At 68.2% G+C, this 25,485-nt stretch carries 21 protein-coding genes; 7 read left to right on the top strand and 14 right to left on the bottom strand.

Translation table 11 applies throughout. From position 1 onward, the window contains the following. The first annotated feature begins 5 nt into the window (after positions 1–5). Together AC5YGJ_RS13520 and AC5YGJ_RS13515 are read left to right on the top strand one after the other, a co-directional pair. Complete coding sequence (locus AC5YGJ_RS13520) at positions 6–1,121, top strand: glycosyltransferase (protein ID WP_249842904.1); 1,116 nt, start codon at positions 6–8, stop codon at positions 1,119–1,121. Further along, complete coding sequence (locus AC5YGJ_RS13515; protein ID WP_496186847.1) at positions 1,102–2,433, top strand: O-antigen ligase family protein; 1,332 nt, start codon at positions 1,102–1,104, stop codon at positions 2,431–2,433. Before AC5YGJ_RS13520 ends, AC5YGJ_RS13515 begins: the two co-directional genes overlap by 20 nt. Before the next feature lie 94 nt (positions 2,434–2,527). Here the strand turns inward: AC5YGJ_RS13515 and AC5YGJ_RS13510 are convergent, their stop codons facing one another. Further along, the gene (locus AC5YGJ_RS13510) at positions 2,528–3,445 is read right to left on the bottom strand and encodes an LpxL/LpxP family Kdo(2)-lipid IV(A) lauroyl/palmitoleoyl acyltransferase (protein ID WP_249842905.1); all 918 of its coding nucleotides are present in this window, start codon (positions 3,443–3,445) and stop codon (positions 2,528–2,530) included. Positions 3,446–3,505: 60 nt separating this feature from the next. On the opposite strand from AC5YGJ_RS13510, the gene waaA reads away from it, so the two are divergent. Both waaA and AC5YGJ_RS13500 read left to right on the top strand, forming a co-directional pair. Further along, positions 3,506–4,804 (top strand): lipid IV(A) 3-deoxy-D-manno-octulosonic acid transferase, encoded by a 1,299-nt coding sequence (waaA, locus tag AC5YGJ_RS13505; RefSeq protein ID WP_249842906.1) that lies wholly within the window; start codon positions 3,506–3,508, stop codon positions 4,802–4,804. Between the two features lie 218 nt (positions 4,805–5,022). After that, positions 5,023–6,264 (top strand): amino acid transporter, encoded by a 1,242-nt coding sequence (locus AC5YGJ_RS13500; RefSeq protein ID WP_496186820.1) that lies wholly within the window; start codon positions 5,023–5,025, stop codon positions 6,262–6,264. Positions 6,265–6,358: 94 nt separating this feature from the next. On the opposite strand, the gene AC5YGJ_RS13495 is transcribed toward AC5YGJ_RS13500, so the two are convergent. The 3 genes from AC5YGJ_RS13495 to AC5YGJ_RS13485 all read right to left on the bottom strand — a co-directional run bounded on the left by AC5YGJ_RS13495 (position 6,359) and on the right by AC5YGJ_RS13485 (position 9,199). After that, a complete protein-coding gene (locus AC5YGJ_RS13495; protein ID WP_496186819.1) occupies positions 6,359–7,717 on the bottom strand; it encodes a TolC family outer membrane protein in 1,359 nt (452 codons plus the stop codon). A 16-nt stretch (positions 7,718–7,733) separates the two neighbouring features. Further along, the gene (locus AC5YGJ_RS13490; protein WP_107231583.1) at positions 7,734–8,381 is read right to left on the bottom strand and encodes a protein-L-isoaspartate O-methyltransferase family protein; all 648 of its coding nucleotides are present in this window, start codon (positions 8,379–8,381) and stop codon (positions 7,734–7,736) included. 140 nt (positions 8,382–8,521) lie between these two features. Beyond that, on the bottom strand, positions 8,522–9,199 hold the full coding sequence (locus AC5YGJ_RS13485) for a TetR/AcrR family transcriptional regulator (RefSeq protein ID WP_249842909.1): 678 nt from the start codon (positions 9,197–9,199) through the stop codon (positions 8,522–8,524). 116 nt (positions 9,200–9,315) lie between these two features. Here AC5YGJ_RS13485 and AC5YGJ_RS13480 point away from each other — a divergent pair, with 116 nt between their 5' ends. Then, the gene (locus AC5YGJ_RS13480; RefSeq protein ID WP_249842910.1) at positions 9,316–10,446 is read left to right on the top strand and encodes an efflux RND transporter periplasmic adaptor subunit; all 1,131 of its coding nucleotides are present in this window, start codon (positions 9,316–9,318) and stop codon (positions 10,444–10,446) included. A 4-nt stretch (positions 10,447–10,450) separates the two neighbouring features. Next, positions 10,451–13,612 carry an efflux RND transporter permease subunit gene (locus AC5YGJ_RS13475; protein ID WP_496186818.1) on the top strand — a complete coding sequence of 1,054 codons (3,162 nt, stop codon included), beginning with the start codon at positions 10,451–10,453 and terminating at the stop codon, positions 13,610–13,612. Positions 13,613–13,814: 202 nt separating this feature from the next. On the opposite strand, the gene AC5YGJ_RS13470 is transcribed toward AC5YGJ_RS13475, so the two are convergent. Further along, entirely contained in the window at positions 13,815–14,720 is a 906-nt protein-coding gene (locus AC5YGJ_RS13470) for a LysR family transcriptional regulator (RefSeq protein ID WP_496186817.1), read from the bottom strand. A 118-nt stretch (positions 14,721–14,838) separates the two neighbouring features. Here AC5YGJ_RS13470 and AC5YGJ_RS13465 point away from each other — a divergent pair, with 118 nt between their 5' ends. Further along, complete coding sequence (locus AC5YGJ_RS13465) at positions 14,839–15,612, top strand: SDR family oxidoreductase (protein ID WP_496186816.1); 774 nt, start codon at positions 14,839–14,841, stop codon at positions 15,610–15,612. 108 nt (positions 15,613–15,720) lie between these two features. On the opposite strand, the gene leuB is transcribed toward AC5YGJ_RS13465, so the two are convergent. The 9 genes from leuB to ilvC all read right to left on the bottom strand — a co-directional run bounded on the left by leuB (position 15,721) and on the right by ilvC (position 25,372). Then, entirely contained in the window at positions 15,721–16,782 is a 1,062-nt protein-coding gene (gene leuB, locus AC5YGJ_RS13460) for a 3-isopropylmalate dehydrogenase (RefSeq protein WP_496186815.1), read from the bottom strand. Continuing rightward, positions 16,772–17,350, bottom strand: coding sequence for a 3-isopropylmalate dehydratase small subunit (leuD, locus tag AC5YGJ_RS13455; protein ID WP_249842914.1), 579 nt, complete (start codon positions 17,348–17,350; stop codon positions 16,772–16,774). The genes leuB and leuD overlap by 11 nt, the downstream gene beginning before the upstream one ends. Next, complete coding sequence (leuC, locus tag AC5YGJ_RS13450) at positions 17,350–18,768, bottom strand: 3-isopropylmalate dehydratase large subunit (protein WP_496186814.1); 1,419 nt, start codon at positions 18,766–18,768, stop codon at positions 17,350–17,352. The genes leuD and leuC overlap by 1 nt, the downstream gene beginning before the upstream one ends. Before the next feature lie 61 nt (positions 18,769–18,829). Then, complete coding sequence (locus AC5YGJ_RS13445; protein WP_249842916.1) at positions 18,830–19,606, bottom strand: class I SAM-dependent methyltransferase; 777 nt, start codon at positions 19,604–19,606, stop codon at positions 18,830–18,832. Positions 19,607–19,616: 10 nt separating this feature from the next. Continuing rightward, positions 19,617–21,203, bottom strand: a complete 1,587-nt coding sequence (locus AC5YGJ_RS13440; RefSeq protein ID WP_409460460.1) for a 2-isopropylmalate synthase — start codon at positions 21,201–21,203, stop codon at positions 19,617–19,619. Beyond that, positions 21,200–22,291 (bottom strand): threonine dehydratase, encoded by a 1,092-nt coding sequence (locus tag AC5YGJ_RS13435; protein WP_496186813.1) that lies wholly within the window; start codon positions 22,289–22,291, stop codon positions 21,200–21,202. Before AC5YGJ_RS13435 ends, AC5YGJ_RS13440 begins: the two co-directional genes overlap by 4 nt. 96 nt (positions 22,292–22,387) lie before the next feature. Beyond that, positions 22,388–22,639, bottom strand: a complete 252-nt coding sequence (locus AC5YGJ_RS13430) for an ACT domain-containing protein (RefSeq protein ID WP_005410947.1) — start codon at positions 22,637–22,639, stop codon at positions 22,388–22,390. Continuing rightward, complete coding sequence (gene ilvG, locus AC5YGJ_RS13425; protein ID WP_496186812.1) at positions 22,623–24,359, bottom strand: acetolactate synthase 2 catalytic subunit; 1,737 nt, start codon at positions 24,357–24,359, stop codon at positions 22,623–22,625. The genes AC5YGJ_RS13430 and ilvG overlap by 17 nt, the downstream gene beginning before the upstream one ends. A gap of 38 nt (positions 24,360–24,397) precedes the next feature. Next, positions 24,398–25,372 carry a ketol-acid reductoisomerase gene (gene ilvC, locus AC5YGJ_RS13420; RefSeq protein ID WP_496186811.1) on the bottom strand — a complete coding sequence of 325 codons (975 nt, stop codon included), beginning with the start codon at positions 25,370–25,372 and terminating at the stop codon, positions 24,398–24,400. Positions 25,373–25,485: the final 113 nt, after the last annotated feature.

Genomic DNA, 25,485 nt, shown 5'->3' with positions numbered 1-25,485 from the left:
CTTCGATGCGCCGATTGACCGTGGTGCAGTTGCTGCCGGCGCTGCACTCCGGCGGTGTCGAGCGCTCGACCCTGGAAATCGCTGCGGCCCTGGTCGCTGCCGGCCATCGCGCGCTGGTGGTGTCCGCCGGTGGCCGCCTGGTGCAGCCGCTGCTCGACAGCGGGGCCGAGCACCTCACCCTCGATATCGGACGCAAGTCGCTGCTCACGCTGCGGCATCTGCCGACCCTGCGCCGGCTGTTCGCCGAAGTGGGGGCCGACATCGTGCATGCCCGCTCGCGGCTGCCGGCCTGGCTGGGCCTGTACGCGATCCGCGCCATGCCCGCCGCGCAGCGCCCGCACTGGGTGACCACCGTGCACGGCCTGAACTCACCCAGTCGCTACAGCGCGGTGATGACCAGCGGTGAACGCGTGATCTGCGTGTCCAACACCGTGCGCGATTACGTGCAGCGGCATTACCCGACCGTACCCCACGCCCGGCTGCAGGTGATTCCGCGCGGCGTCGATGTCGGCCAGTTCCCGCGTGTAGCACGTGCCGACCGCCGCCCGCGCCTGGCGCTGGCCGCCGATTATCCGTGGCTGGCCCGGGTCGACGGTCCGCTGCTGCTGCTGCCGGGGCGCGGCACCCGACTGAAGGGCCACATCCATGCGTTGCAGCTGCTGGCCGATGTGCGCGCCGCCGGTGTGCCGGCGCAGCTGTGGATGCTGGGCACCGATGAACCCGGGCGGGACGCCTACGTGGCCGACCTGCGCCGGCAGGCCGCCGCGCTGGGCGTGGCCGAGGCCGTGCAGATCAGCACACCCACCGCGCGCATCGCCCAGGCCTATGCGGCCAGCGATCTGGTACTGCAGTTGTCGGACAAGCCCGAAGCGTTCGGCCGCACCGTGGTCGAAGCGCTGTCGGTGGGGCGTCCGGTGCTGGGCTGGGACCATGGCGGTGTGGGCGAACTGCTGCGGCAGCTGCAGCCCAGCGGCGCGGTGCCGCTCGGCGACGCGCGCGCGCTGGGTGAACGTGCGCTGGCCCTGCTGGCGCAGCCGCCGTCCTTACCGACCCGCATCCCGTTTACCCTGCAGGCCATGCAGCGTGACACCCTCCGCCTCTATGCCGACCTCGCCGGCTGATCCCATTGCCATCGTGCGCGAGGACCGTGCCGGGCGCTGGGCGCCCTGGTGGGTGCTGGCATACGTGGCGCTGTGGCCGTTGCCGGGCATCGCCGAAACCGTGCTTGGGCTCGGCGCGCTGTATGCCGCCGCGCGCATGGTCACGCGCCGCCTCCAGCGCCGGCCACATCTGCTGAGCACGGCTGCCTGGGCGCTGACCTCGATCCTGTTCCTGGGCTATTGGCTGCCGCAGGCGTTCTCCGCGTTCGATGCCATCGACCCGGCGGCCTCGTGGACCAAGTCCGCCGCCGGCCTGCGCTACCTGCCGTTCATGTGGCTGGTGGCGATCGCGGTGGCCACGCCGGAACGGCGGCGGCTGACCTTCGCAGGCCTGGCGCTGATCACTGGCGCCTGGACGCTGGATGCCCTGGTGCAGGCGATGGCCGGCACCAGTCCATGGTTCTGGTCGCTGGATCAGCTGAAGCTGGCGGTGAGTGGTCACGCCTTGTGCCCGGCCGGCGAAGCGGCCCTGGTCGACCGCCTCAGTGGTGCGCTGGGACCGTGCAACCTGAAGTTCGGCCAGGTGCTGGCCAGCCTGTCACCGTTCCTGCTGCTGCCGGTGGCGCGTCGCTTCGGCAACCTGGGATGGCTGCTGGCGGCCGCCGCGCTGGGCTGCGTACTGCTGTTGGCCGGTTCGCGGGCATCGTGGATCACCTTCGCGCTGGTGCTGGCCTACAGCGGCATGCGCCAGTTGGGTTGGAAGCGATTGGCGCTGCTGGCGTTGATTGCCCTGCTCGGCGCCGCTGCGCTGACCGCCAGCGTGCCGCAGCTGCGCGAACGCGTTGCGCGCACGGCCATGGCCTGGGACGGTGGCGAGCGTGGTGTGGACGAGGCGCTGTCCGGGCGTGCGCGGATCTGGGAAGCGGCCGCCTGCATGATTGAAGAGCACCCGTTCAACGGCGTCGGCGCACGCGGTTTCCGCGATGCCTACCCGGCCTGTGTGGCCGACGAGGGCCCCGCGGTGTGGGGGGACCTGCCGGCGCTGCATGCCCATCAGATCGTGCTGGAAATCCTGGCCGAAACCGGTGTGCTGGGCCTGCTGCTGTGGCTGGCGGCCGTGGCCCAGGCCTGGCGTGCCTGGCGCTATGCCCCGGCCGGCGCACGTGAGCGGGCGCGACCGGCGATGCTGGCCCTGGCGGTCACCGTGTTTCCGCTCAACACCCACCTGGCGTTCTATTCGGCGTTCTGGGGCGGGCTGACCGTGCTGCTGGCGGCGCTGTTCGCCGGCAGCCTGTTGGCGCGTGATGCAGATGAATCAGCGGCGCTGAGATAACGGCGCATCCCCGCAAGGCGTGGATCTGCCGGCATTGCGATGCTTTTGGGCACGACATTCACCCGTGGCGTGGATGGAGCCCCCGGTCCCACCGTTACTTGTAAAAATCGCTCCGTCCACCCGGTTGGCGCTTGAACCTGCGGTGGATCCACAGGTACTGGTCGGGCGCCTCGCGCACCATCTCTTCGATGGCCTGGTTGACCCGCGTGGTATCGGCTTCCACATCTTCGCTGGGGAAGTTCTCCAGTGGTGCGCCGATCTTCAGGAAATACTTCCCGCCTTCGCGGCGATGGAAATACGGAATCACCGCGCACCCGGTCATACGCGCCAGCTGGTGGGTAGCGGTGATGGTCGAGGCGGTGTGGCCGAAGAACGGCACGAACACGGTGTCCTTGCCACGCATGTCCTGGTCCGGCGCATACCAGAGGAAGCCACCCTTCTTCAGGTGGCGCACGGTGGCGCGGATGTCTTCGTTGGCGAACATCGCCTTGGCGTAGCGCAGGCGGCCGAACTTCACCGCCCATTCGTACACCGGGTTCTTGTGCTTGCGGTACATGCCCGACAGATCAACGTAGTCGCACAGCAGTCGCCCGCACATTTCCAGGGTCATGAAGTGGCCGGACACCAGCAGCACACCACGGCCCTCGGCCTGCATCTGCCGCAGGTGTTCCAGCCCTTCGATCTGTACCTGCGGGCGCAGGCTGTCGATGCTGCCCCACCAGGCGCGGATGCACTCGAACACGCCCACGCCCAGCGCATCGAAACTGTCTCGCACCAGGCGCTGGCGCCAGGCGTCGTCCTTTTCCGGGAAGCACAGCTTCAGGTTGACCTCGGCGGCGCGGCGGCGGCTGCCGAGCAGGCGCCAGCTGATCCAGCCGACACCGCGGCCGAGTGCCCGCTGCAGCAACCACGGCAGGCGGGCGAGGGCGAAGGCGCCGAACATGGCGGCAAACATCGGCCAGTTGCGGGGATCGCGCAGCGACGGACGGATGGCGGTGGTGGCTTCGGACATTGCCCCATTCTACCAACCCGGCCGCGTGTCTTTCCCGGGGGGCTCCCGTATCCTTGCCGCATGCGTAAAGACCCTGTCGAATGGATCCTGCGTGGCCTGTACTCGGTCGTGCTCTACATCCTGCTGCCGATCACCGTGTACCACCTGGTCTGGCGCGGTTTCCGGGTCCGCGAGTACTTCCGGCGCTGGGACGAGCGCTATGCCTCCTATCCGCAGCCCAGCGGCCAGCCGCGGGTCTGGCTGCATGCGGTCTCGGTGGGCGAGGTCAATGCCGCCGCGCCGCTGGTCAACGCGTTGCGCGAGCAGCGCCCCGACATCCGCTGGGTCATCACCACCATCACCCCGACCGGCTCCGAGCGCGTGCGCGCGCTGTGGGGCGATGCCCTGGACCACGTCTATCTGCCCTACGACGTGCCGGGCAGCGTCAATCGCTTTCTGGGCCATTTCCAGCCCAGCCTGGCGCTGATCCTGGAAACCGAGCTGTGGCCGAACATGCTGTTCGGCTGCCGCGACCGTGGCATTCCGGTCTACATCCTCAACGCACGCCTGTCGGCGCGCTCGTTGCGCGGCTACCGGCTGCTGGCGGCGCTGATCCGGCGCGCACTGCGTACCGTCACCTGCGTGGCTGCGCAGTCGCAGGACGACGCCGAGCGGTTCGTGCAGCTGGGGGCGGCGCCGGAGCAGGTGCAGGCGCTGGGCAATCTGAAATTCGACATCACCACCCCGGACGTGCAGGGCTTTGTCGGGCAGTTCCATGCCCGCGTCCCGGCCGGGCGGCCGGTGTGGATCGCCGCCAGCACCCACGAGGGCGAAGAGCAGGCAGTAGTCGAGCTGCACCGGCGCCTGCGCCAGCAGCACCCGGACCTGCTGCTGCTGTGGGCGCCGCGTCACCCCGAACGGTTCCCGAAGGTGGAAGCGCTGGCGCGCGAACAGGGCTGGAATGTGGCCACCCGCCGGGTGGAGCAGTGGCCGCAAGGCGGCACTGATGTGTTCGTCATCGATACCCTGGGCGAACTGATGCCGTTCTACGCCTGCGCCCAGGTCGCCTTCGTCGGTGGCAGCCTGCAGGCCATCGGTGGCCACAACCTGCTGGAGCCTGCGGCCATGGGCACCGCCTCGGTCACCGGCCCGCACCTGCACAACTTCGCCGAGATCTCCCGGCGCATGCGCGAGGCCGGCGCGCTGTTGATCGGCGAGGACGCACAGGCCGTTGGCGACCTGCTGCAGCATCTGCTTGAGAACGCCCAGGCCCGCGAGGACATGGCTCGCGCCGGGTGCACGCTGGTCAGCAATGGCCGTGGCGCGCTGCAGCGGACCCTGGCGCTGGTGGCACCGCATCTGCCGCCACCACGCGAGTGATCTCTGCGCTGCCGTGATCTGGCGGCGCACTGTCGTAATCGACTTCATCAAATCCACTTAGCGATGCGTGGCCTGTCGCGGTTGGACCGACTCCGCCGCTTGCAGCGTGCCTGTGATCACAACCTGGCGCATGCGCTACAGATTCCGATATCGCGCCGCTGCCGCAGCCTGCCAGCCTGATGTCCACCGCGCTTGGGCGGATATCAAGGGAACTTGGGATGGACGGCAACGGGGGCAGGGACGGCATCAATGACGATCGGCCGGGACTGGACCATCTGGCAGTGGTGGCATTGACGCTGCTGGTCGGTGGCAGCGTGATCGCGCTGGTCGGGCAGCACACGGCCGCGCAGGCCGGCCCGGCGATCGTGCTGAGCCTGCTGCTGGCGTCGCTCGGGGCGGGTATGGTGCTGTGTTGCCTGCAGGATCTGCTGGCGCGGCGACCTGATGCGCCGGGCCTGCATGGGTTGCTGGTGGCCGGCTGGGGGCCGCGGGTGGCCGGCGTGCTGGGCGCTGTGCTGCTGCTGGAGCTGGTGGTGACCGCGGCGGGTGCGGCGCAGTCCTCCGCCAGCCACCTGCACGCGGTGCTGGCCCTGTACGGGTTCCAGGCCGATCACACGGTACCGGTGCAGCTGACCGCCGCGGTGGGATTGCTGATGCTGGGCGCGACCGTGCTGCTGCCCGCGCGGGTGGTGGCGCTGGTGGCCTGTGCCCTGCTGACGGTGAAGATCGGCACCGGGCTGCTGCTGCTCACGCTGGCGGCGCGGTATGTGCACTACGCGCACTGGATTCCGTGGCTGCCGGACGCCACCGCACCGTATCGCTTCGGTCTGGGCGGCGTGCTGGCCGCTGCGGTGCCGCTGCTGGGCGTGTTTGCCAGCGTCGGGCTGGCGCTGGGCTTTCCCGCGCTGCGGCGGCAACACGGACGCTGGCAACCCAGCGTACTGGCGCTGGCGTCGTTGATGGCGATGCTGTGGCTGATCCTGCTGGCGGCGCTGCAGGCCGGCCTGATCGAGTTTCCGGCGCTGGCCAGCACGCGGCCGCTGTCGGTGGCCCTGCAGAGCCATCCGCCGTTGCAGTGGATGCTGCCGCTGCTGCCGTTGGCCGGCGCCGCCGGCCTTGTCGCGCTGCAGATGGTGCTGTTGACGCTGGCGGTGCAGCTGGCGATGGCACTGCGGCCTGCGCCGCACGCCGCTGCGTGGCGGCCACGGCTGGTGGCGGTGGTGATGTCGGCAACGTTGCTGGCGCTGTGGGTACCGGCGGGGGCCTTGCCGGCACTGCCGGGCGCAGCCGCGCTGCTGGTGATGGGCATGCTGTGCCTGGCGGTGCTGCGCCCGCGCCCGCATGCAGCCGGGCAGGGTCCGTTGCGCTGGCCGGCCCGGACGATGCCGCTGTTGGCGCCGATGGCGGCGCTCCTGTGCCTGCTGGCGGCACTGGCACGGCTGCGGGCGTGGCCGGGCTGAGCAGAGGCTGCGCCTAGCGCGCAGCCGTCCGCGCCATCGCCCACAAAAAAGCCACCCTTGCGGGTGGCTTCTTCGTTGCAGGCGGGGCCTCGACTCAGCGCGTGGTCGTGGCCGGATTGCCGGCATCCTGGGTCAGGAGGCGGTTGATGTCCTGCAGTTCGGCCACGTCCAGTGCGCCCAGCGACTGGCTCAGCAGCAGGCGGTTCTGCAGGAAGGTGTAACGCGCGTTGGCATAGTCCAGCTGCGCCGAGAACAGGATGCGCTGGTTCTGGATCACGTCCAGCACGGTGCGGGTACCGACTTCCAGGCCGACCTGCGACGCGTCGTAGGCGCTCTGCGCCGAGACCACCGCCAGGCGGCGCGCTTCGACTTCGCTGATGCCCTGCACCAGGGTCTGGTAGGCATTGCGCGTGTTGCGGTCCAGGGCACGCTTCTGCTGCTCGTAGCCGTCCTGGGCGATGTCGCGCTGGGCCAGCGCCTGGCGCACGCCGGACTGGGTGGCGCCGCCGGAGAAGATCGGCACGCTCAGGGTCAGGCCGATGCTGTTGGTACGCGCATCCGGCGACAGCGAGCCGGCACCGGTGCTGTCACCCCAGGTGGCGGACTTGCCCCAGCTGCCGCCCAGCGACAGGGTCGGGTAGTGGCCACCACGGGCCGCCTGCACACCGGCTTCGGCGGCGCTGACCTTCAGTTCCTGCGCCTTCAGCGCCGGGTTCTGGGCGCTGGCCTGCTGCACCAGCTCATCGATGTTGCCGCGGTTGGCCGGCACTTCCGGGCGGAAGTCGGCCGGCAGGCCGCGCAGGTTGACCACCGGCTGGCCGGTCAGTTCGGTCAGCGCCTGGTAGTTATCGGCCAGGGTGTTCTGCGCAACGATGGTGTTGGCGCGCGCCTGGTCGTACTGGGCGCGGGCTTCGTGCACGTCGGTGATCGGCGCCAGGCCCACTTCCAGGCGCTTGTCGGCGAAGTCGAACTGCTTCTTCGCGGCCGCTTCATTGGTCTGTGCGGCGTTCAGCGATTCGATCGCCACCAGCACATTGAAGTAGGCCGCCGAGGTGCGCACGATCAGGCTGTCGTTGGCCGAATCGAGGGTGAAGTCCGCCGCCTTGCTCAGCTCACGCTGCGAGCGCAGGTTGTTGATCTGGGTCCAGTTGAACAGCGTCTGGCTGCCCTCGATCGTGTAGTTGCGGCGCTTGCTGGTGACCGTGCCGGAGTTGGCATCGGCATTGGCTTCGCTGCGCGAACGGTTCAGCGTGGCCTGGCCGTTGATCTGCGGCAGCAGGGCGGCGCGCGCCTGCACGGCGCCTTCCTTGTCGTACAGCCGGGTCGATTCGGCGGCAGACAGCTGCGGATCGCCGTTGCGGGCCATTTCGTAGACCTGCAGCAGGTCGGCGGCATGGGCGGACAACGGCAGCAGGGCAGTGGCCAGCGCAACAGCGAGGGATCGGCGGATCATTGCGGCTTCCTTGGACTCAGAGGTGGAACTGGGGTGCCGGGGCGGCACCGCGCAGGTAATCGATATCGGTCTCGAACAGGGACTCGGTGCTGCCGTCGGCCTTGACCAGCAGGGCCTCCATCGCCGGCGAGCGGCCGTGGATCACGAACAGGCGGCCACCCGGACGCAGCCACGAAGCAAACTGTGACGGCACAACGTCGACCGCACCAGTGACACAGATCACGTCAAAACGGCGTTCGGTCTGCCACGACAGGGCGTCGGCCACTTCCACGCGGACATTGCTGCCCAGGCCGGAAGCGTCCAGGCGCGCGCGCGCGGCAGCGGCCAGTTCCGCATCGATCTCCAGGCTCAGCACGTCGCGCGCCAGCGCGCCGATGCAGGCGGCCAGGAAACCGCTGCCGGTGCCGATTTCCAGCACTTCGTCACCCGGCTGCAGGTCCAGCGCCTGCAGGGTACGGCCCTCGATGACCGGCTTCATCATCTTCTGGCCGTTGCCGATCGGCAGTTCAACATCGGCGTAGGCCAGCGCCCGGTGTGCATCGGCGACAAAGGCCTCGCGCGGCAGGCGGGCCAGGACGTCGAGCACCTTGATGTCCAGCACGTCCCAGGGACGGATCTGCTGTTCCACCATCAGTTCGCGGGCGTGGGCGTAATCAATCGTCATGAGGTTCAAATCCAGCGCAGTGGGCCGGCCATTTTACCGGTGCCGGAGGCCGGCGGCGCGCCCAGAGCATCAGCTGCCGGGGGGCCGGGGTCGCAGTGCCGGAAGTCATCGCGACCTCCGGTTCATTCAGGTTTGCCGTTTCAGCCGGTTCCGGCCCTTCGCGGCGCATAGGCGCGCAGGAAAAAGTCGATGCTGGCGGTCACGTGGGTGAGAGGGTCGCACTCCACCGGTGACAGTGGCATGCCGCACATCATATGCATGTGCACTTCGCCCTTCACCAGGGTCAGGAACTGCTGGCCGGCCAGGTAGTAGTCGGGGATGTCCAGCTCGCCGCGTTCGCCGCGGGCACGCAGGAAGTCGGCCAGGGCCTCGCAGGTGCGCTCCGGGCCGGCCTGCCAGAACAGCTCGCGCAGGCGCTCGTCGGTCTCCGGCGCCATCATCATGCGCTGGATCGAGATCGCCGCGTCGGAGGTGATCAGCTCGAAGAAGGCCAGGCCGATGCCGATCAGCTGGTCGCGCAGAGGACCCTCCGCATCGGCCACGAACAGCGCATCGGGCAGCATTTCAATGCACTTGGACTGCACGGCCTCGGAGAACAGGGTCTCCTTGTCGCCGAAATGGCTGTACACGGTCAGCTTCGAGACGCCGGCCTGGGCGGCGATGGCGTCCATGCTCACGCCGGTATAGCCCTGTTCGATGAACAGTGCCTTGGCTGCTTCAAGGATCGCCGCGCGCTTGCCCAGATCCTTGGGGCGCCCGGGTCCGGCGGCCTTGGCAGCGGGCTTGGCCGACGGCTTGCGGGAAGTGGAAGAACTCATCGCAACAATACTAGACCAAGCGGTTCGATATTTATACTATACCGGCCGGTTTATTAAATTGGGCCGGCAGTCGTGGCCCCCCTTGTTGCAACCCTGCGTTTTCAGGACGTTGACCGATGAAGATCGTGCGCTGGATGGGCGGTATGGTGTGGGTGGCTGCGCTGGCAGCCTGTTCGGGACAGGAGCAGGCGCCGCAGGCGGCCGTGCCGGTGCTGGTGGTGCATCCCGGCGAACAGGCCGGGCAGGCGCCGGCGGCGTTCCCGGGCACGGTGCGTGCCCGCCAGGAAAGCCCGCTGTCGTTCCGCGTCGGCGGCAACCTGGTCAAGCGTCATGTCGATGCCGGCCAGCGGGTGAAGAAGGGTGAGGTGCTGGCCGAGCTGGACGTGGCCGACTTCGCGCTGCAGGCGCGTGCCTCGCAGGCTCAGCTGGCCGCGGCCGAAGCCGATCTGGTACGCGCCCGCGACGACCTCAAGCGCTACCAGGTGCTGGCCGACCAGCAGCTGGTCAGCCGCTCGCAGCTGGACCAGCAATCGGCCGCCTTCAAGGCTGCGCAGGGCCAGGCCAACGCCGCCCGTGCCAACCTCGATGTACTGCGCAACCAGGCTGACTACGCGCAGCTGCGCGCACCGGCGGATGGTGTGATCGCCAGCCGCGAGGCCGAAGCCGGGCAGGTGGTGTCCGCCGGCCAGACCATCTTCAACCTGGCCGCCGACGGTGGCCGCGAAGTGCTGATCGACCTGCCCGAAGCTACCATCCGCGACTACGCGGTCGGCCAGCCGGTCGAGGTGGAACTGTGGAACCGTCCGGGCCAGCGCCTGCCGGGCACGATCCGCGAGATCGCCGCCGCCGCCGATCCGCAGGCGCGGACCTACGCCACGCGGGTCAGCCTGGCCGCCGATGCGCTGGCCGATGTCGAACTGGGGCAGAGCGCGCGCGTCTACAGCAGCGCCGGCCGCCACGGCACGCTGCAGCTGCCGCTGGGCGCGCTCCAGCGCGGCGCCAACGGTGCGGCCAGCGTATGGGTGGTCGATCCGGCCAACAGCACGCTGAAGGCCGCCCCCGTCACCACCGGTGCCTATGGCAGCGAGACGGTACCGGTGCTGTCCGGCGTCGGTGCCGCAGACTGGGTGGTTGCCGCCGGCGGCCATCTGCTGCGCGCCGGCCAGCCGGTGATCGCGGTGGACCGGCAGAACCGCCCGGTGCTGAAGCCGGCCGCACCGCCAGCTGCCGCCAAGGCCAAGGAGTAAGCCGGTGCGCCGCTTCAATCTTTCCGAGTGGGCGCTGGCCAATCGACCACTGGTGCTGTTTGCGATGCTTGCCTTCGCCCTGATCGGTGCGTGGTCGTACAAGCATCTGGGCCAATCCGAAGATCCGCCGTTCACCTTCAAGGCGATGGTGGTGCGCACGTTGTGGCCGGGCGCCACCGCCGAGCAGGTCTCGCGGCAGGTGACCGAGCCGATCGAGAAGGCGCTGATGAACACCGGCGAGTACGAGTTCATCCGCTCGTACTCGCGCCCGGGCGAATCGCAGGTGATCTTCATGGCCCGCGACAGCCTGCGTTCCAAGCAGATTCCGGACCTGTGGTACCAGGTGCGCAAGCGCGTGGGGGACATCCGTGCGACGCTGCCGCGCGAGATCGTCGGCCCGTTCTTCAACGATGAATTCGGCGATACCTACGGCAATATCTATGCGTTGACCGGCAAGGGCTTCGACTATGCGGTGATGCGCGACTACGCCGACCGCATCCAGCTGGAACTGCAGCGCGTGCCCGACGTCGGCAAGATCGACCTGGTTGGGCTGCAGGACGAGAAGGTGTGGATCGAGTTGTCCAACACCCGCCTGGCCACGCTGGGCGTGTCGATGCAGCAGGTGCAGCAGGCGCTGGCCGACCAGAATGCGGTAAGCGGCACCAGCTTCTTCGAGACCGCCACCGACCGCGTGCAGCTGCGCGTGACCGGCCAGTTCAACGATATCGAAGCGATCCGCCAGTTCCCGATCCGCGCCGGTGAGCGCACCGTGCACCTGGGCGACATCGCCGAGGTCAAGCGCGGCTTTGCCGATCCGGCGTCGCCGAAGATGCGCTTCATGGGCGAAGAGGCGATCGGCCTGGCGGTGGCGATGAAGGATGGCGGTGACATCCTCAAGCTCGGTGCCAACCTCGATGCCGAGTTCCAGCGCCTGCAGAAGACCCTGCCGGCGGGCATGCAGCTGCGCAAGGTCTCCGACCAGCCGCAGTCGGTGGAGGAGTCGGTCGGCGAGTTCGTGCAGGTGCTGACCGAAGCAGTGGTGATCGTGCTGCTGGTCAGCTTCTTCTCGCTGGGCCTGCGTACCGGTCTGGTGGTGGGCGTGACCATCCCGCTGGTGCTGGCGATGACGTTCTTCGTCATGCATTACTTCGACATCGGCCTGCACAAGATCTCGCTCGGTGCGCTGGTGCTGGCACTGGGCCTGCTGGTGGACGATGCGATCATCGCAGTGGAGATGATGGCCACCAAGATGGAGCAGGGCTACGACCGCCTGCGCGCGGCCAGTTTCGCCTGGGAGTCGACCGCGTTCCCGATGCTGACCGGTACGCTGATCACCGCGGCCGGCTTCCTGCCGATCGCCACGGCGGCATCGAGCACTGGTGAGTACACCCGTTCGCTGTTCCAGGTGGTGACCATCGCGCTGGTGGTGTCGTGGATTGCCGCAGTGCTGTTCATCCCGTACCTGGGCGACAAGATGCTGCCGGACCTGTTCAATCCGCAGCCGCCAAAGCCGGGCAGCCTGTCCGCGCGCTGGCATGCCAAGCGCCAGCAATGGGCCGATCGCTACCCGGCACTGGCCAACCTGATCGCGCCGCCGCAGCACGGGCACGACCATGACCCGTACCAGCGCCCGTTCTACCGCAGCTTCCGCCGCTTCCTCGACGCCTGTCTGCGCCGTCGCTGGTGGGTGATCGCCGCGACCATCGCGCTGTTCGTGTTCTCGCTGATGATGTTCCGCTTCGTGCCACAGCAGTTCTTCCCGGATTCGACCCGGCCGGAACTGATGGTGGACATCGAGCTGGCCGAGGGCGCGTCGCTGCGCTCGACCCAGGCGCAGGCCGAAAAGCTGGAAAAGCTGCTGCAGGGCCGCCAGGACATCGCCAACTACGTGTCCTACGTGGGCACCGGCTCGCCGCGCTTCTACCTGCCGCTGGACCAGCAGCTGCCGGCCACCAACTTTGCCCAGTTCGTGATCCTGGCCAAGGACACCAAGGCGCGTGAAACCGCCCGCAGCTGGCTGCTGAAGGAGGTCATCCCGCAGTTCCCGGATGTGCAGATGCGCGTGACCCGCCTGGAGAACGGCCCCCCGGTCGGTTACCCGGTGCAGATGCGCATCTCCGGCGAGCACATCGAGCGGGTGCAGGCGATTGCCCGCCAGGTCGAGGCCAAGGTGCGCCAGAACCCGCACGTGATCAACGTCAACCTGGACTGGAGCGAGCCGAGCAAAGTGGTGCGCCTGGTGATCGACCAGGAACGCGCCCGCGCGCTGGGCGTGAGCAGCGCGCAGGTCAGCCAGTTCCTGTCCAGCTCGCTGGCCGGGCAGTCGGTGAGCGTGTACCGCGAAGGCAACCGCCAGATCGAGATGCTGCTGCGTGGCCCGGCCGACGAGCGCAACCAGCTGGAACTGCTGTCGAGCCTGTCGATGCCGACCGCCAACGGCGGCAGCATCACGCTGTCGCAGGTGGCGACGATGGAGTACGGCTTCGAGGACGGCATCATCTGGCACCGCAACCGCCTGCCCACGGTGACCGTGCGTGCCGACATCGGCGATGGCATGCAACCGCTGGATGTGGTGCACCAGATCCTGCCGACGCTGGACGGCATCCGTGCCGAGCTGCCGAACGGCTATCTGCTGGAGACCGGCGGCACCGTGGAGGATTCGGCACGTGGCCAGAACTCGATCAAGGCCGGCATGCCGCTGTTCCTGGTGGTGGTGGCCACCCTGCTGATGCTGCAGCTGCGCAGCTTCTCGCGTGCGGCGATGGTGCTGGTGACCGCGCCGCTGGGCATCATCGGTGCGACCTTGTTCCTGCTGCTGTTCCGCGCACCATTCGGGTTCGTGGCCTTGCTGGGCACGATCGCGCTGGCCGGCATGATCATGCGCAACTCGGTGATCCTGATCGACCAGATCCAGCAGGACATCGACGCCGGGCATGACCGTTGGCATTCGATCATCGATGCCACGGTGCGCCGCTTCCGCCCGATCGTGCTGACCGCGCTCGCTGCGGTGCTGGCGATGATTCCGCTGTCGCGCAGTGCCTTCTACGGTTCGATGGCGATCTCGATCATGGGCGGCCTGATCGTGGGCACGGTGCTGACCCTGGTGTTCCTGCCGGCGCTGTATGCAGCGTGGTTCCGGGTGAAGCCGGACGAATCCGGGGCCTAACACCCCGGGTTCTACGGCCACCGCTCCTGGGATGTGCCAACCTTGGTTGGCACTGCGCTTTGCATCCACGCATGGCGCGCAGTGATCTGCTCGCGGGATCTGCTTTTTGTAGAGCCGAGCCATGCTCGGCTGTTCCTTGCGGGATGATGGGATGAGTCGAGCATGGCTCGACTCTACAGAAGCATCCACGCATGGCGTGGATCTACCGCAATTGCAGGCCGGTTCGAAGCACCGGCAACAGCCACTCGATGAACATCTGTACACGTTGTGCGCGGTGCTGCCGATGCGGCAGCAGCAGGGTCACCGGCAGCGGTTGTGCCACGTACTGCGGCATCACCTGCACCAGTTCGCCGGATTGCAGCTCGGCCTGAACGTCGTAGCGCGGAATCTGCAACAGCCCCAGCCCGGCCGCGCAGCATGCGATCGACGCCTCGGCGCTGTTCACCCGCACCCAGCCGGCTATCGGCAACGTACGCAGCTGCGCACCGTCCTGCCATTCCCAGGGTTCCACCCGTGCCGTGGTTGGTGAGGCGTAGTTCACCGCGCGATGCTGCTGCAGATCGGCAGGATGCTGCGGCTCGCCGTGCTCGCGCAGATATGCGGGCGCAGCGACGTTGACGAAATCCAGCTCGCCCAGCGTGCGTGCCACCAGGCTGGAATCGCCCAGATGACCGACCCGCAGCACCGCATCGCAGCCGTCTTCGATCAGGTTCACCGCGCGGTCGGTCATGCCCAGGTCCACCTCCACCTGCGGATGGCGGGCGAAGAAGTCGGGCAGGGCCGGGGCGATGATGCGGCGGCCGATGCGGCTGGGCACGTCGATCTTCAGCAGGCCCACCGGCTGCGCGTCGTCCTGGCGAAACAGCGATTCGGCGTCTTCGACTTCGGCGATCAGGCGCAGGCAGCGCGCATGGAACACGTCGCCATCGTGGGTGGTGGAGACGCGGCGGGTCGAGCGCTGCAGCAGGCGCGTGCCGAGCCGCTGCTCCAGCTCCGCCACCGCCGCCGAGACCGTTGAGCGGGGCAGGCCGAGCTGGTCGGCGGCGCGGGTGAAGCTGGCGCACTCCACGACCCGGGCGAAGATGCGGAAGCGGTCGATCCGGTCCATTGTTCGTTGACTCTGGAAAGTTAAGTCAATGTGGCGGGCTTTATCTGCTTTTTCTGCACGATATCGTCGTCAGGGCAGGGTTGCCACCCCGGGCAGCCTCCTCCCCGAGACTGAAGCCATGACCGACCATTCCCTCAAGGGCAAGACCGTGCTGATCGCCGGTGGCGCCAAGAACCTGGGCGGCCTGATCGCCCGCGACTTCGCCAGCCAGGGGGCCAGCGCCATCGTCATCCACTACAACAGTGCCGCCACTCAGGCCGATGCAGAAGCGACCGTCGCTGCGGTGCAGGCGGCCGGCAGCAAGGCCGTGGCGCTGCAGGGCGACCTGACGTCGGCGGCAGCGATGGAGCGCCTGTTCGCCGATGCCGTGGCCACAGTCGGCCGTCCCGACATCGCCATCAACACAGTGGGCAAGGTATTGAAGAAGCCGCTGCTGGACATCAGCGAAGCGGAGTACGATGAGATGAGCGCGGTCAACGCCAAGGCGGCGTTCCTCTTCCTCAAGGAAGCCGGCCGCCACGTCAACGACGGTGGTCGCATCTGTACCCTGGTCACCTCATTGCTGGGTGCCTACACGCCGTTCTATTCCAGCTACGCCGGCACCAAGGCGCCGGTCGAGCATTTCACCCGTGCGGCGTCGAAGGAGTTTGGCGAGCGCGGCATCTCGGTGACCGCGATCGGCCCCGGTCCGATGGATACGCCGTTCTTCTACCCGGCCGAGAGCGCCGACGCGCAGGCGTATCACAAGACTGCTGCGGCGCTGTCTGCATTCACCCGTACCGGCCTGACCGACATCGTCGACATCGTGCCGTGGATCCGCTTCCTGGTGACCGATGGCTGGTGGATGACCGGGCAGACCATCCTGGTCAATGGTGGGTACACGACCAAGTAAGCAAAGCCACGCAGGGCGTGGCTGCCGGCTGCCTGTAGAGTCGAGCCATGCTCGACTGCCGTTCAATGAGCCGAGCATGGCTCGGCTCTACAGGTGTCGCCGGATGGATCAGGCCAGCGTGGCCAGCACCGCATCGGTCGCGGCGGCGGTGCTCACGGCCTGGCCCTTGGCGGCCAGGTCGGCGGTGAACACCCCGTCATCCAGCACCGCATGCACGGCCGCTTCCACCGCGGCGGCTTCGGCTTCCAGGCCCAACGAATGGCGCAGCAGCATCGCCGCGCTGAAGATCGTCGCGTACGGATTGGCGATGCCCTTGCCGGCAATGTCCGGCGCCGAACCATGGATGGGCTCGTAGATGCCCACCGCACCCGGCTCGCCCAGCGAGGCCGACGGCAGCAGGCCCAGCGAGCCGGCCAGCATCGAGGCTTCATCGGTGAGGATGTCGCCGAACATGTTCTCGGTCACGATGACGTCGTACTCGCGCGGCTTGGCCAGCAGGTGCATGGCCATCGAATCGACCAGCTGGTGCTCCAGGGCAACGTCCGGGAACTCCTCGCGGCCGATGCGCGCGGCTACGTCACGCCACAGGCGCGAGGTTTCCAGCACGTTGGCCTTGTCCACCGACGTGACCTTGCCGCGACGCTGCTGTGCCAGGCGGAAGGCACTGCGCAGCACGCGCTCGATCTCGGCCACGGTGTAGCGGCACAGATCACTGGCGCTGTCGGCGTCGCGGGTCTTGTCGCCGAAGTAGATGCCGCCGGTCAGTTCGCGCACCACCACGAAGTCCACGCCCTGCAGCAGTTCGGCCTTGATCGGTGAGGCGTGCACCGCGGCCTCGTGGGTACGCACCGGGCGCAGGTTGGCATACAGGCCCAGCGCCTTGCGGATCGCCAGCAGGCCCTGCTCCGGGCGCACCTTGGCATTCGGGTCGGACCACTTCGGGCCGCCCACCGCGCCCAGCAGCACCGCATTGGCGGCCTGGCAGGCGGACAGGGTCGACGCCGGCAGCGGCTCGCCATGGCGGTCGATGGCGATGCCACCAATATCGTGCTCGCTGAAGGTGAAGGTGTGGTTGAAGCGTTCGGCGACGGACTTCAGGACGGCAACTGCGGCGGCGGCCACTTCCGGGCCGATGCCATCACCGGGCAGGACAACAATCTCAGCGTGCATGCTCACTCTCGTAACGTTCGATTTCAGGGACACGGCCCAACAGATAACCCAATTGATCCACGCCTTCCAGCAGGCAGGTCTGCGAGAAGCCATCCAGCGGGAAGGAATACACGCGGCCATCGGGCGTACGCAGCTCGCGTGCGGCCACATCGATGGTCAGCTCATCGTCCGGGCGCTGCATCAGCGCCTGCACATCGGCTTCGTCCAGCACGATCGGCAGCAGGCCGTTCTTCAGCGAATTGCCGCGGAAGATGTCGGCGATCTCGCTGCTGACGATGGCGCGCAGGCCCAGGTCGGTCAGCGCCCACGGTGCATGCTCGCGCGAGGAGCCGCAGCCGAAGTTGCGGCCTGCCAGCAGGATGCTGCGGCCGGCGTTGTGCGGCTGGTTGAAGGCGAACTCGGCCACCGGCGAACCGTCGGCCTGCCAGCGCCAGTCATTGAACGCATTGCGGCCCAGGCCGGCGCGCTCGGTGGTGGACAGGAACCGCGCCGGAATGATCTGGTCGGTGTCGATGTTGGTCTGGCGCAGCACCACGCTGGCCGAGGTCAGAGTGCGGAAACCGGCCATCACGCCACCTCCTGTGCGAACAGTTCGCGGGTATCGGCAACGTGCCCATTCACTGCGGCCCACGCGGCGCTCATCGGCGAGGCCAGCAGCGTGCGCGAACCGGGGCCCTGGCGGCCTTCGAAATTGCGGTTGCTGGTGCTGACGGCCAGCTGGCCCGGCGCGACCAGATCACCGTTCATGGCGATGCACATCGAGCAGCCAGGCTCGCGCCATTCGGCACCGGCCGCGCGCACGATTTCGTGGATGCCTTCGGCCTCTGCCTCGCGCTTGACGATCTCCGAGCCCGGTACCACCAGCATGCGCACCCGCTCAGCGACGCGACGACCGCGCAGCACCTGCGCCACCTCGCGCATGTCACTCAGGCGGCCATTGGTGCACGAGCCGACGAACACTACGTCCACCGGCGTGCCGGCCAGCGCCTTGCCGGCCTGGAAGTGCATGTAGTCCAGGCCCTTCTGCGCGGCGGCATCGTTGGCGGCCGGAATCGGCGCGTCCACCGCGATGGCGGTGCCCGGGTGGGTACCCCAGGTCAGGGTCGGGCGGATGTCGGCGGCGTCGATGCGCACTTCGCTGTCGAAGCGTGCGCCGTCATCGGTGCGCAGCTGCTGCCAGCGCGCCACGGCGGCATCGAACCCGGCACCCTTGGGGCCGCGCGGGGTGTTGGCCACGAAGTCGAAGGTGACCTGGTCCGGGGCAACCATGCCGGCACGCGCGCCGGCTTCGATCGACATGTTGCACAGGGTCATGCGCTGTTCCATGTCCATCGCTTCGATGGTGCTGCCACGGAACTCGATGACGTGGCCGGTGCCGCCGTTGACGCCGATCACGCCGATGATGTGGAGGACCACATCCTTGGCGCCGACGCCGGGCGCCAGCGCGCCATCGACGGTGATCGCGAAGGTCTTCGCCTTGCGCTGCAGCAGGCACTGCGTGGCCAACACGTGGCCGACTTCACTGGTGCCGATGCCGAAGGCCAGCGAACCGAACGCACCGTGGGTGGAGGTGTGGCTGTCGCCGCAGACGATGGTCATGCCCGGCTGGGTGAAGCCCTGTTCCGGCGCGATGACGTGGACGATTCCGCGATTGTCCGAGGCCATGTCGAACAGCTCGATGCCATGCTCGGCGCAGTTGCGCGCCAGGGTGGCCACCTGGGCTTCGGAGGCGGCGCTGGCATAGGGCAGCTTGCCGTCGGCACCGGCCGGCAGGGTCGGGGTGGAATGGTCCATCGTTGCCTTGGTGCGGTCCGGGCGGCGCGGCGACAGGCCACGTTCGCGCAGCTCGGTGAACGCCTGTGGCGAGGTGACCTCGTGGATCAGGTGCAGGTCGATGTACAGCACGGCGGGGGCGCTGTCGGATTCGGGAACCACCACGTGGGCGTCCCACAGTTTGTCGTACAGGGTGCGGGGTGCGGAAGTCATGCGTTTGCCTGGCAGAAGTACGAAGGTGCGGACATCAGGAAAGATAGCGAAAAGTGTTGAGTCAGCGGCGACGGGCGAGCACGCGCAGCCGCACGTAGTCGGCCAGCGGCTGGCCAGTTGCGTCACGCGGCAGGTCATCCAGCAGTGCCACTGCGGCATCGCGTACGGTAGCGCGGGCGTGGTCTGGCAGGTCGTCCAGCAGCGGCGCGGCGAACACGCGCAGCCAGCCGGCCACGCCGGTCGGCAGTGAGGTGGGGCGTGGCGTGGTTTCGATCAGCTGCACCTGGAAGCCGTGCTGGCGCAGGCGATCGGCGTAGCTGTCGGCGGTCGGGAAGTACCACTGGAACGCACTGGCGCCGTGGCCATGGGCCACGCGTGCGGCCTGCACTGCGGCGATGATCGTGGCCACGTTGCCGTGGCCGCCGAATTCGGCAACGAAGCGGCCGCCAGGGCGCAACGCCCGGCGCACGCCTTCCAGCACGCGGTCGGGGTTGCCCATCCAGTGCAGCGCCGCGTTGCTGAACACCGCATCGAATTCACTGTCGAAGGCCAGTGCGTGGCCATCCATCACCTGCGCATCGACGCCACGCGCGCGGGCGGCAACCACCAGTTCCGGCGACGCATCCACGCCGTGGATGCGTGCACCGCTCAGGGCCAGCTCGGTGCTGAGCACGCCATCCCCACAGCCCAGGTCGAGGATGCGTTCACCGGCGCGCGGGTCGAGCAGGCGCGCGACCGCGCCGCCGAGCAGCGGCACGAAGCCGGCGTCGATCGCATAGTCCTGGGCATTCCACTGCTGGCCGGCCGAGGCCGTGGTGGGGGTGTCGAAGGCGCTCATCTCGGCTTCCTCAAGCGGTGGCGGGGGTGGCAGTGTCGGTGCTGCTGTGAGCGGTGGCCTGGCGCTGGCGCAGCAGGCGGTTGGCTACGTCCAGCCAGGCCAGCGCGGAGGCTTCGATGATGTCCTTGCTGGTGCCGGTGCCGTCATACTCCACGCCCTCGTGGCGCACACTCAGGTTGGCTTCGCCGCGCGCATCGGCGCCGATGCCGACGCTGTGCACGTGGTAGCTGTCCAGCATCAGCTGCACGCCGGTGGCGGCCGACAGCGCGCCGAACAGCGCATCGACCGGGCCATCGCCCTGCGCGGTTTCGGCCACGCGGTTGCCTTCCGGATCGGACAGCTCCACCAGGGCGTTGGCGCGGCTGCCGACGTCACTGATGGTCATCGAGGCCAGGCGGTACCCTTGCGCATTGGAGCCGCCCTGCATCAGCGTCTGCAGGTCGGCATCGGTGACCACGCGCTGCTGCTCGCACAGGCCCTTGAACTGCTCGAACACCAGCTTCAGTTCGTCTTCTTCCAGCCAGAAGCCCAGCGCGCGCAGGCGGGCCTCGACGGCGGCGCGGCCGCTGTGGCGGCCCAGCACCATCTGCGAGTCCTCCCAGCCCACATCTTCCGGGCGCATGATTTCGTAGGTGCCGCGGTGGCGCAGCATGCCGTGCTGGTGGATGCCCGATTCATGGGCGAACGCATTGGCGCCGACGATGGCCTTGTTGCGCTGGACCGGCATGCCGACCAGGCGCTGCAGCAACTGCGAGGTGCCGACGATGCGCGGGGTGTTGATCGCGCTGTCCTGCTCGTAGAAGGCCTGGCGCACCTTCAGCACCATGGCGATTTCTTCCAGCGAGCAGTTGCCGGCGCGTTCACCGATGCCGTTGATGGTGCACTCGACCTGGCGTGCACCGCCTTCGATGGCGGCCAGCGAGTTGGCCACAGCCAGGCCCAGGTCGTTGTGGCAGTGCGCACTGAAGATCACGTTGGCTGCGTTGGGCACATCGGCCACGCCAGCGATGACCTGCTGGAACATCGCGCGGATCTCTTCCGGGGTGGTGAAGCCGACGGTGTCGGGCAGGTTGATGGTGGTGGCGCCGGCGGCGATCGCCACGCGTGAAACTTCGATCAGGTAGTCCAGCTCGGTGCGGGTGGCGTCCTCGGCCGAGAACTCCACGTCATCGATGTACGAGCGCGCCAGGGTGACGTGCTTGCGTACCGATTCCAGTACCTGCTCGCGGGTCATGCGCAGCTTGTGCTCGCGGTGCAGCGGGCTGGTGGACAGGAACACATGCAGGCGCGGATTCACCGCCGCTTCCAGGGCACGTGCGGAAGTTTCGATGTCGGCCTGCAGGCAGCGCGACAGCACCGCCAGGCTCAGGCTGGGGCGGCGCAGCTCACGGCCGATCAGGGCCATCGCTTCGCGGTCGGACTGCGAGCTGGCCGGGAAGCCGGTCTCGATGATGTCCACGCCCAGTTCGTCCAGCGCACGCGCCATCACCAGTTTCTGCGGCGGGCTCATGCTGCAGCCGGGGGACTGCTCGCCGTCACGCAGGGTGGTGTCGAAGATGCGGATGCGCGGGGTGGTAATTCGTTCGATGGTGGTCACAGGGAAATCTCCTCGACAGCGGGCGTTGCGGCTTGCAGGGGGGAAGGGGAAGAGGTGGGGGAGGGCGGCGCGCTGGCCTTGGCGGGCGAGCGGGGTGTTTCGCTGCGCCGTCGCCGCGGCTTGCGCGGGGGACGCGGTCGGATGTCGGTAAGCAGGCCGGCCAGGACGCCGGCATCGATGTTTCCGCCGGAGACCACCGCGCACTTGCGGCGGCCCGCGACGCGGCGGCCGGCCGCCAGCGCCAGCGCGCCGGCGCCCTCGGCGATGATGTGTTCTTCCAGTGCCAGCCGGACCAGGGTTTCGCGCAGTTCGGCTTCGCGCACGATCACTACATCGTCCAGCAGCGAGCTGCACAGACGGCGGGTCAGAAAGCCGGGAATCTTTACCCGCACGCCGTCGGCCAGCGAGGCTGCGGGGGCAATGTCGCGCAGATCACCGCGGATCGCGCGCGCCATCGAGTCGACGCCTTCCACCTGTGCGCCGATCACGCGCACGCCCTGTGACTTCAGTGCCAGCGCGACGCCGGAGGCCAGTCCGCCGCCGCCGATCGGCACGATCACCACGTCCGGGGCGTGCGCGGCCAGCTCGATGCCGACCGTGCCCTGGCCGGCAATCACATCGGCATCGTCGAACGCGGACAGGAAACGGTAGCCATGGCGCTGTGCCAGTTCCACGGCGAAGGCGTAGGCCTCGTCATAGCTGCTGCCGTGTTGGCGCACGGTAGCGCCCCAGTGGGCAACGCCGGCGATCTTGGTGGCTGGCGCGCCATGCGGCATCACGGTGATGGCCGGCACATCCAGGCGGTAGGCGGACCATGCCACGCCCTGGGCGTGGTTGCCGGCCGAGGCGCAGATCACCGGCCGGGTGTCGCCGCGCTCGCGGCCGGCCAGCAGTGCGTTCAGCGCGCCGCGCACCTTGTAGGAACCGGTGCGCTGCAGGTTCTCCAGCTTCAGCCAGGTGCCGAAACGCTCGGCATGATGCAGCGGGGTGGGCGGCAGGAAGCGGCGCAGGCGGGCCTGCGCGGCCAGGACGTCGGCGACGCTTACGTCGCCGACATCGCTTTCCTGGCTGGTATCAGCGGCCGGCATGGGCCACCGACGGGGTGCGGGCGACCACCGCACGCGGGCACGGGCGGCGAAGAAGACGCCTCCGTACCGGCACCGTGGTCATGACGGTACGGGTGTTCATGGCGATACTCCTTCCACGGCGGTGACCTGCACGGACACGCAGTCGTAGATCTTCTCGATCTGCCGGCACAGCGTTTCGGCCGGGCGCTGTCCATCCACCACCAGCTGCAGGTGCCAGCGGCCATCGTCGGCGGCTACCGGCGCGCCGCTGATCGCGCGCGGCGCGAAGCCGCGTCGCTCGGCCATGCCGATCACGCGCAGCAGCGCGCCTTCGGCCGGGTGCAGCACCAGGTCAAGCCGGTATTGCATTGGGGGTCTCCTGGCGGGCATGGGCAGGGTTGCTTTCCAGCATGGTGCTGTTGGCGGTGTTGGGTGGCACCAGCGGCCACACGTTGGCGCGGGCGTCGATGGCCACATGCAGCAGCGCCGGGCCCGGTTCGGCCAGCAGCGCGGCCAGTCCACCCTCCACGTCATCGCGTGCCTCGATGCGGGTGGCGGCAATGCCGAACACCTGCGCCAGTGCCACGAAGTCCGGGTTGTCGGACAGGTCGATCTCGCTGTAGCGCTCGGCGAAGAACAGTTCCTGCCACTGCCGCACCATGCCCAGCGAACTGTTGTCCAGCAGCACGATCTTCACCGGCAGGCGGCAACGGGCGATGGTCGCCAGCTCCTGCACGTTCATCATGAAGCTGCCATCGCCGGACACCAGCACCACGGTGCGGTCGGGGCAGGCGAACTGCGCGCCCATCGCCGCCGGCAGGCCGAAGCCCATGGTGCCCAGCGCACCGCTGGTCAGATGGTTGCGCGGGTGGTTGAAGCGGCAATGCTGGGCCACCCACATCTGGTGCTGGCCGACATCGCAGGCGATCACGGCATCGGCCGGGGCCAGCTCGCTCAGGCGCTTCAGCAGGGCCGGCGCGTAGATGTGCTGGCCCGGTGCGTCGTAGCGGGCGGCGAAGCGATCGCGATGTTGCGCACAGCGCCTGCGCCATGCGTCCTGGTGGGCCTTGGGGGAGGGGAAGGCCGCACGCAGGGCGCGGATGGCATGGCCGACATTGCCGGGCACGGCGACATCGGCACTGCGCAGCTTGGAGATCTCGTAGGCGTCGGCGTCGATATGGACCACGCGCGCGAACGGTGCGAACTCGGCCAGCTTGCCGGTGGCGCGGTCATCGAAGCGTGCACCCAGCACCAGCAGCAGATCACTTTCCTGTACCGCCATGTTGGCCGCGCGGGTGCCGTGCATGCCCAGCATGCCCAGCGACTGCGGGTGCTGCGGGGACAGTGCACCCAGGCCACGCAGGGTCATCACGGTGGGGATGGCGCTGGCCTCGACGAAGTCGCGCAGGTCCTGCACCGCATCACCCAGTGCGATGCCGCCACCGGCGTAGACCACCGGCTTTTCGGCTGCGGCCAGTGCGGCGATGGCGTCGGCGATGGCGTCGTCGGCCGGCGCCGGCGGCGGTTCGACGCTGCTCGGCACGTGCGCTGGCAGATGGCTGGCATCGGCCAGCTGCACGTCCTTGGGCAGATCGATCAGCACCGGGCCGGGGCGGCCTTCGCGCGCGATGCGGAAGGCGTCGGCGACCACGCGCGGCAGGTCATCGACGCTGCGCACCAGCCAGCTGTGCTTGACGATCGGCAGGGTCAGGCCGAACACATCCAGCTCCTGGAAGGCATCGGTGCCCAGCAGCGGGGTGCCGACCTGGCCGGTGATGCAGACCATCGGCACCGAATCCAGCATCGCATCGGCAATGCCGGTCACCAGATTGGAGGCGCCCGGGCCGGAGGTGGCCACGCAGACGCCCACCTGGTTGCTGGCGCGGGCGAAGCCGTTGGCGGCCAGCGCCGCGCCCTGCTCATGGCGCACCAGGATGTGCTTCAGCGACGAATCCACCAGCGCGTCGTAGAACGGCATGATGGTGCCGCCGGGATAGCCGAACAGCGTGCGGACGCCTTCGGCCTCCAGCGCCTGGGTCAGCCAGCGCGCGCCGTTGAGCGGCGCGCTGCGGTGTGTGGAAGAGTTCATGGGGGAACCTTGCAGAGCGGGTGGGGGAGGCCGCGTGGTTACGCGGCCTGTCCTTGCAACCAGACCATCTTGGCGCGCAGTTCCTTGCCTACCTTCTCGATCGGGTGCTCCAGGTCGGCCTGCTTGAACCTGTTGTAGTTCGGCAGGCCCGCTTCGTACTCGGCCACCCAGTTCTTGGTGAAAGTGCCGTCCTGGATATCCTTCAGGACTTCCTTCATGCGCGCCTTGGTGCCGGCGTCGATCACCCGCGGGCCGCTCACGTAGTCACCGTACTGCGCGGTTTCGGAGATGAATTCCAGCATGCGCGAGATGCCACCTTCGTAGAACAGGTCCACGATCAGCTTCAGTTCGTGCAGCACTTCGTAGTAGGCAATCTCCGGCTGGTAACCGGCTTCGACCAGGGTCTCGAAACCGGCCTGCACCAGCGCCGAAGCGCCGCCGCACAGCACCGCCTGCTCGCCGAACAGATCGGTTTCGGTTTCTTCCTTGAAGGTGGTCTGGATCAGGTTGGCGCGGGCGCCGCCGAGGCCACCGGCATAGGCCAGGGCGTAGTCGGCCGCCTTGCCACTCTTGTCCTGGTAGACCGCCCAGATGCACGGCACGCCGCGGCCGATTTCATACTCGCGGCGCACCAGCGCGCCCGGACCCTTCGGTGCGACCAGTACCACGTCGAGATCTTCGCGCGGCTTGATCATGTCAAAGTGCACGTTCAGGCCGTGCGCGAACAGCAGCACCGCGCTCTGCTTCATGTTCGGCGCCAGCACGTCGTCGTACAGCTTCTTCTGCACCATGTCCGGGGTCAGCACGGCGACCAGGTCGGCATCCTTCACGGCTTCGGCCGGTGCCTTGACGGTGAAGCCATCGGCCTGCGCCTTGACCTCGGTGGGGCCGCCCGGACGCAGGCCTACCACCACGTCGAAGCCGGATTCGCGCAGGTTCAGCGCGTGGGCGCGGCCCTGGCTGCCGTAGCCGATGACGGCGATCTTGGTCTGGGGCAGGTCGTTGGTGCTCATGGGGGAGGTTCCTTGCGGTGGGAAGAAAAAAGAACGGCCGGTCGTCGAGGTGACGTGCCGGCCGGTCAGGGGAAAGCGGTGGAGGAGGCGCCGCGCATCGCACAGGCACAGGC

The organism is Stenotrophomonas sp. CS3K5, from assembly GCF_059515225.1.
The sequence above is the reverse complement of the archived record's forward strand: the minus strand, read 5'-3'. Positions and strand labels throughout refer to the sequence as shown.

Coding starts and splice junctions, on each gene's coding strand:
- AC5YGJ_RS13520 (WP_249842904.1), top strand. CDS start 6: ATGCGCCGATTGACCGTGGTGCAGTTGCTGCCGGCGCTGCACTCCGGC.
- AC5YGJ_RS13515 (WP_496186847.1), top strand. CDS start 1,102: ATGCCGACCTCGCCGGCTGATCCCATTGCCATCGTGCGCGAGGACCGT.
- AC5YGJ_RS13510 (WP_249842905.1), bottom strand. CDS start 3,445: ATGTCCGAAGCCACCACCGCCATCCGTCCGTCGCTGCGCGATCCCCGC.
- waaA (WP_249842906.1), top strand. CDS start 3,506: ATGCGTAAAGACCCTGTCGAATGGATCCTGCGTGGCCTGTACTCGGTC.
- AC5YGJ_RS13500 (WP_496186820.1), top strand. CDS start 5,023: ATGGACGGCAACGGGGGCAGGGACGGCATCAATGACGATCGGCCGGGA.
- AC5YGJ_RS13495 (WP_496186819.1), bottom strand. CDS start 7,717: ATGATCCGCCGATCCCTCGCTGTTGCGCTGGCCACTGCCCTGCTGCCG.
- AC5YGJ_RS13490 (WP_107231583.1), bottom strand. CDS start 8,381: ATGACGATTGATTACGCCCACGCCCGCGAACTGATGGTGGAACAGCAG.
- AC5YGJ_RS13485 (WP_249842909.1), bottom strand. CDS start 9,199: ATGAGTTCTTCCACTTCCCGCAAGCCGTCGGCCAAGCCCGCTGCCAAG.
- AC5YGJ_RS13480 (WP_249842910.1), top strand. CDS start 9,316: ATGAAGATCGTGCGCTGGATGGGCGGTATGGTGTGGGTGGCTGCGCTG.
- AC5YGJ_RS13470 (WP_496186817.1), bottom strand. CDS start 14,720: ATGGACCGGATCGACCGCTTCCGCATCTTCGCCCGGGTCGTGGAGTGC.
- AC5YGJ_RS13465 (WP_496186816.1), top strand. CDS start 14,839: ATGACCGACCATTCCCTCAAGGGCAAGACCGTGCTGATCGCCGGTGGC.
- leuB (WP_496186815.1), bottom strand. CDS start 16,782: ATGCACGCTGAGATTGTTGTCCTGCCCGGTGATGGCATCGGCCCGGAA.
- leuD (WP_249842914.1), bottom strand. CDS start 17,350: ATGGCCGGTTTCCGCACTCTGACCTCGGCCAGCGTGGTGCTGCGCCAG.
- leuC (WP_496186814.1), bottom strand. CDS start 18,768: ATGACTTCCGCACCCCGCACCCTGTACGACAAACTGTGGGACGCCCAC.
- AC5YGJ_RS13445 (WP_249842916.1), bottom strand. CDS start 19,606: ATGAGCGCCTTCGACACCCCCACCACGGCCTCGGCCGGCCAGCAGTGG.
- AC5YGJ_RS13435 (WP_496186813.1), bottom strand. CDS start 22,291: ATGCCGGCCGCTGATACCAGCCAGGAAAGCGATGTCGGCGACGTAAGC.
- AC5YGJ_RS13430 (WP_005410947.1), bottom strand. CDS start 22,639: ATGCAATACCGGCTTGACCTGGTGCTGCACCCGGCCGAAGGCGCGCTG.
- ilvG (WP_496186812.1), bottom strand. CDS start 24,359: ATGAACTCTTCCACACACCGCAGCGCGCCGCTCAACGGCGCGCGCTGG.
- ilvC (WP_496186811.1), bottom strand. CDS start 25,372: ATGAGCACCAACGACCTGCCCCAGACCAAGATCGCCGTCATCGGCTAC.